Source organism: Halomonas sp. 3D7M, from assembly GCF_014897885.1.
Lineage (GTDB): Bacteria > Pseudomonadota > Gammaproteobacteria > Pseudomonadales > Halomonadaceae > Vreelandella.
Genome location: NZ_JABUZF010000142.1, coordinates 4303 through 9537 on the forward strand (window position 1 = coordinate 4303; position 5235 = coordinate 9537).

Annotated in this window: 5 protein-coding genes; 1 reads left to right on the plus strand and 4 read right to left on the minus strand. The window is 51.3% G+C overall.

Annotated elements, in window-relative coordinates:
• Together INT22_RS06990 and INT22_RS06995 are read right to left on the minus strand one after the other, a co-directional pair.
• A partial coding sequence (locus tag INT22_RS06990; RefSeq protein ID WP_193067940.1) for an anthranilate synthase component I family protein occupies positions 1 to 1416 on the minus strand: 1416 nt, incomplete at its 3' end.
• Positions 1417 to 1418: 2 nt separating this feature from the next.
• Complete coding sequence (locus INT22_RS06995) at positions 1419 to 1712, minus strand: Trp family transcriptional regulator (protein ID WP_038485152.1); 294 nt, start codon at positions 1710 to 1712, stop codon at positions 1419 to 1421.
• A gap of 118 nt (positions 1713 to 1830) precedes the next feature.
• Here INT22_RS06995 and INT22_RS07000 point away from each other — a divergent pair, with 118 nt between their 5' ends.
• Positions 1831 to 3729 (plus strand): monovalent cation:proton antiporter-2 (CPA2) family protein, encoded by a 1899-nt coding sequence (locus tag INT22_RS07000; protein ID WP_193067941.1) that lies wholly within the window; start codon positions 1831 to 1833, stop codon positions 3727 to 3729.
• Here INT22_RS07000 and INT22_RS07005 read toward each other — a convergent pair.
• Complete coding sequence (locus INT22_RS07005; RefSeq protein WP_089037869.1) at positions 3726 to 4295, minus strand: hypothetical protein; 570 nt, start codon at positions 4293 to 4295, stop codon at positions 3726 to 3728. The two genes, INT22_RS07000 and INT22_RS07005, sit on opposite strands and share 4 nt — an antisense overlap.
• Positions 4296 to 4339: 44 nt before the next feature.
• The gene (locus INT22_RS07010) at positions 4340 to 5164 is read right to left on the minus strand and encodes a class I SAM-dependent methyltransferase (RefSeq protein WP_193067942.1); all 825 of its coding nucleotides are present in this window, start codon (positions 5162 to 5164) and stop codon (positions 4340 to 4342) included.
• Positions 5165 to 5235 lie beyond the last annotated feature (71 nt).

Sequence of the window (5235 nt, forward strand, 5' to 3'; positions counted from 1 at the left end):
GCTCTCCATGTCCATATCCGCGCTCATAAAAGGAGCAAGGGCTTTGCGGGTGCCTGCAAATTTGCGGCGTATTTCCTCGTACTCATCTTCGGCGTTACTATCAAACACGTTGCCGCCACAAGTTTGCACGTAAGCACTTTCACCGTTTACAAAGACGGTACGAATGGGAATCGCAAAGGTGCAATCGCCGTTAAATGAGAATTGACCAACCGCGCCGCCGTAAGGGCCGCGACCGTCAGTTTCCAAGTCATCGATAATTTTCATTGCTTCGATTTTTGGCGCGCCCGTCAGTGTGCCCGCAGGGAAGTTGCTGGCAAGCGATGTAAACATGTCTTCGCCTTCGGCAATAATGCCAACAATTTCACTGGAGATATGCTGTACGTGGCTAAAGCGTTTGATGTCCATCAGGCTACGTACTTTCACCGTGCCAAATTGCGCCACTCGGCCAATATCATTGCGGTGTAGGTCCACAATCATATTGTGCTCGGCAATCTCTTTGGGATCGTTGAGTAGCGCACGAGCTAGCTGCGTGTCTTCTTGCGGGGTTTTGCCACGTGTAGTGGTGCCTGCCAGTGGGAATGTCTCCATCTCGCCTTGGCGAAGCCTGAATAGAAGCTCGGGGCTTGCGCCAATCAGCTTCTGCTCGCCGAATTTCACGTAGTACATCTGTGGCGATGGGTTAATGGTGCGTAGCTGATCGTAGAGCGCTAGCGTATCGCCTTTAATGCTAAAGCGCTTTTTAAAGCCGACTTCGCACTGGAAAACCTTACCGTCGATGATGTCCTGCTTCACCTTGGCCACCGCTTCGGCGTGCTCTTCGCGGCTCATGGTGTCGCCCAGCGCAGTAATATGCAGCTCGCCTGGGGAGATATCATCAGCGTCGATCAAGGTTTGCAGAAACGCGTAGCGACTGTTGTCGTAATAAAAATAGGTCACCTCCCCGGTCATTTTGTCGAGGATCAAACCATCTTTATAAAGGCCAAATCGAAACGTGTCGAAATCGTCGCTAGCTTTCAACGATAACGAAGGCTCAAAGTATTGCATGGCGTCATAACCAAGATAACCACTTAGCCCACCCGCATACTTACGAGAAATAATATTCTGCGGAATCAAGCTGCGCAGCAGCTCATAAGGGTTATCGCTTGGATAGTGGTTTGAATTACCGTCACGATCTTCAATAGTTAACGTGCCGCCATTGGCGTAAAGCGTGTACTCAGGGTCAAAGCCAATAATCGAGTGGCGCGCCATATGGCTATCTTCGCCTAGTGATTCCAGCATGTAGCAGGTATCAAATTGGCGTTCAATTTTTTGAAATAGAGCAAAAAAGTCACAGTCCGCCGCCAGGGTGACATAGTGAGGCTTGCGCGACAGCGTAAAAGGCTGTGGGCCTGATGAAGCAGGCGTAGTCGTCGTCATGATTAATCGGTCCGTGAAGTGGGTGACGGTAGTGATGAAGGTAACGTTGAAGAGGGTAACGTGGTTAAAGCGCGCGAACCGCGGGATACCGTGGCAATACCGACGCCCAGGATTTCCGCGATTTTTCGATGGGGGACTCCTTCACGCAAAAGCTTAAAAATCTGTAGGCGTTTGCAGATTTCTTGGTACTCTGCGGGCGTTAACAGGCTGGCTAGTGCTTCGTCCATTGCTTCTGGCGAATCAATGGCAAGTAAATAGCGTACTAAATCAGCCTGATGGTCATCATCAAATGACATAAAGTGAGTTCACCGTATTGCCACAAAAGTAAGGAAATAAGTTGCTGTACTAACGTACTAGTACGGTACCCTATTACGCAATGAAGTCAAGCCATTCGTGTTAATTTGAGGAAGCCCGATGACCGACTATTTTATTCAAGCGTTTATCTATCTCATTGCAGCGGTAATCGCTGTCCCCCTTGCCAAGCGGTTTGGGCTTGGTTCGGTGCTCGGTTATTTGGTCGCTGGGGTGGTGATAGGCCCAATGCTGGGATTAGTCGGTCAGGAAACTACGACGATTCAGCACTTCGCCGAGTTTGGTGTGGTGATGATGCTGTTTTTAGTCGGTATGGAGCTCGACCCAAAAGGGCTGTGGGCCATGCGGGTAAGCTTGATAGGGATGGGTGGTTTACAGGTGCTGATAACAGCCGCTGCAGGTACCGCTGTTGCTTGGTGGCTGGGACTTGCCTGGCAAACATCCTTGGCCGTCGGTTTGATTTTCGCGCTTTCCTCAACGGCTATTGTGCTGCAAACCCTAAACGAAAAAGGACTCACGAAAACTGAAGGCGGACGCAGCGCGTTTTCGGTGCTGCTATTTCAAGACATCGCGGTGATCCTGATGTTGGCGTTGATCCCACTATTGGCGCTGCCCGAACTAATGGGAGAAGGTGGTAGTTACGCTGAACATAGCAGCCTTAGCCTTGTCGAGGATATGCCTGGATGGCTCCACGGGCTGGTGGTGGTTGGGGCTATCGGGATCGTCATTATTAGTGGGCATTACCTTGGACCGATGCTGTTTCGCTACGTGGTTTCTTCTGGCTTGAGAGAGGTGTTTACAGCTGCCGCTTTAATGCTGGTTATTGGCATTGCAGCGCTGATGGGGGGTGTCAATTTATCTCCAGCGCTTGGCGCGTTTCTAGCCGGTATCGTACTCGCTAATAGCGAATTCAAGCACGAAATTGAGGCCAATATCGAACCGTTTAAAGGGCTTTTGCTCGGACTGTTTTTTATCACGGTTGGGGCTGGCATCGACTTTCAGGTATTCGCGTCGCAGTGGCCAACCGTATTGGTATTAGTGCTTGGCGTAATTGTCGTAAAGGGCACTATCCTGTTCGGGTTAGCCATGTTGTTCCGGGTTCGTAATAGCAATGGCTGGTTGTTTACGTTAAGCCTTGCGCAGGCAGGGGAATTTGGCTTTGTGCTGTTAACTTACAGCGTGCAGAGCAACGTTATTCCTGTTGATGTGTCGCAATTACTTTCGCTGGTTGTCGCGTTTTCCATGTTTGCGACGCCGCTGTTGTTTATTGCCTACGACCGCTTAGTACTGCCGCGCTACCAAACAGCTAAAAACGCTACGCGCGATGCCGATAAGATCGAAGAGCAAGCGCCAGTGATCATCGCCGGTGTCGGTCGTTTTGGACAGATTGTATGTCGTTTGTTGCGCGCCAATAACATTCCCATCGTGGCTTTGGACCTCGAAATTGAGCAAATTGAACTCCTCCGCCATATTCGGATTAAAAGCTACTTTGGCGATGCCAGTCGTTCAGATCTTCTAGAAACCGCGGGTATTGCGCATGCGCGAGTGATGGTGGTAGCGATTGATGATCGCGATCGCGCTGTTGATATGGTGAAGCACGTCAAACATTACCATCCCAACGTTTGGGTATTAGCGCGTGCATTTGACCGTGGCCATGGATATCAGCTTCGCGAAGCAGGGGCTGACGATGTAACCAGAGAGGTTTATCACTCTGCGCTAGAGCTGGGCGGCCATACGTTAACGGCTATGGGCGTACACCCTATGCGTGCTAAGCAGATGATCGACTCGTTTGAGCAACACGAAAGTGCCCATGAAGATGAGCTGTTTGAGGCCTGGAAAGAGATTGAGGAGGGGATTAGCTTTAGCCCACGTTACGGCGAACTGTTTATGAAACTGGAAGAAGCGCTGAGTAGGTCAATGCGCTACGGTTGGGATGAGTCAAATCAAGCTGAAGAACCCGTATGGACGCCGCCTGAACAGGCATCCGCAGAAAACCGCTAAAACGGTAAGTGCAGGGAAGCGCTCAACATATTGAGGTGGCTGAGGGTCGGGGCATCGATGCGTTCGTACTCTACGCGGCTTACCAAACGATTGATGGTCATGGTGGCGCCAAAGCCTTGCAGGAAGGCGGTGCCGCCGTCGTCGGCCAGTGGCTGATCGGTTTCGCCACGCCACTCGGTGAGGCCAGACTTAGCGTAAACGCTGAAGGCGCCCATTCGCACGCCTGCGACGATCGCTCCGCCTAAGCTGAGAGTATCCATGATGAGGGGGTCAGCACTGGAGGTGATGGGAACTTCTTCACTTTCGCGGTAGGCAATTTCAGCACCAATATCCAGCTGCGGTAATTGCCATGGGCTAAAACCTGCCGAAAAGCGGAAACCTGTAGTGTAGCTATCGAGGCTGCTTAAGTCACTGCCTTCTAGAACAACACCGTTGCGCAGGGCCATAAACTCGCTGTTCGGAGCTGCATAGGCGAGGTCGGTCTCTCCGCTGCTGGCTAAACAGCCCATCAATGGCAGCATGGAGCCAGCAAAACTACACAACAGGGTGCTTGCCAAGCGTTTCATTGGCGTTCCTCGTGTCCCTGGCTAAGGAAGTTATCTTAATCAGCCTAGCAACGGGCGCTGATTTCTACCACATTAATTGCGTTATTTGATAAGTTTTCTAGCAGATTTTTACCCATTTGCAAAAAGCGCTCGCCAAATACCCATTGGGGTGAGAGCACAGCGATGGTGTCAGCTTGCTCTTTTTGGCGCTGCCGCTGACGCCACTCAAGCGCAGTGCTGCTCCAATTTTCACTGTGCTGAAGCTGAAAGCCATTTGCCGCCAGCAAGTCCGTCAGTTCTGTCCTCGAAAGCAAGTGTGAATGCTCTGGCGATGCTGCCCAAGGAACCGGGTAGCGCAATTCGGCAAAGTTTTTACCACTAACGACTTCATGCATGACAAGCTTGCCGCCTGGACGGAGCACACGTCGGCTTTCGGCAATAACGCGGGCGGGGTCGGGCATGTTCATCAGGCTGTGCTGAAATAGTACGGCATCAAATGTGCGCTCTGGAAAAGGCAGTGCGCAGGCATCTCCGGTAACCCAGCTAAGTGACGAATTTGCCGGAGAAGCCGACAAGTCAGTCAGTGCCTGATTAAGTACGTTAAAGCGGTGGGTGATATCTAAACCGGTAAGTTGAAAACCTAGCGCTGCCCCTTGGCGCATTAATCCGCCTAAGCCTGAGCCTATATCAAGCACCTTTGTATGTTGTGAAGGATCAAGTAGGTTAAGCAGCTTTTTAGAGGCGGCAATACCACCGATATGTAGCTGGTCTAGCGGGGCAAGTTGGTGAAGCGTTGGGCCATCGGGGTAGTGGGTACGGATTTGGTTAAGGATAGCGTCATCGCGCAACCCTTGGTGGTAGTGCTCGGCTAGCCGCTGTTGAGTGGACATGTTGGTGTCTCAATACCTTACAAAAATTAACGCCGACCATTAGCCGGTGGGCTGGGTTTTTTGTTTAATAA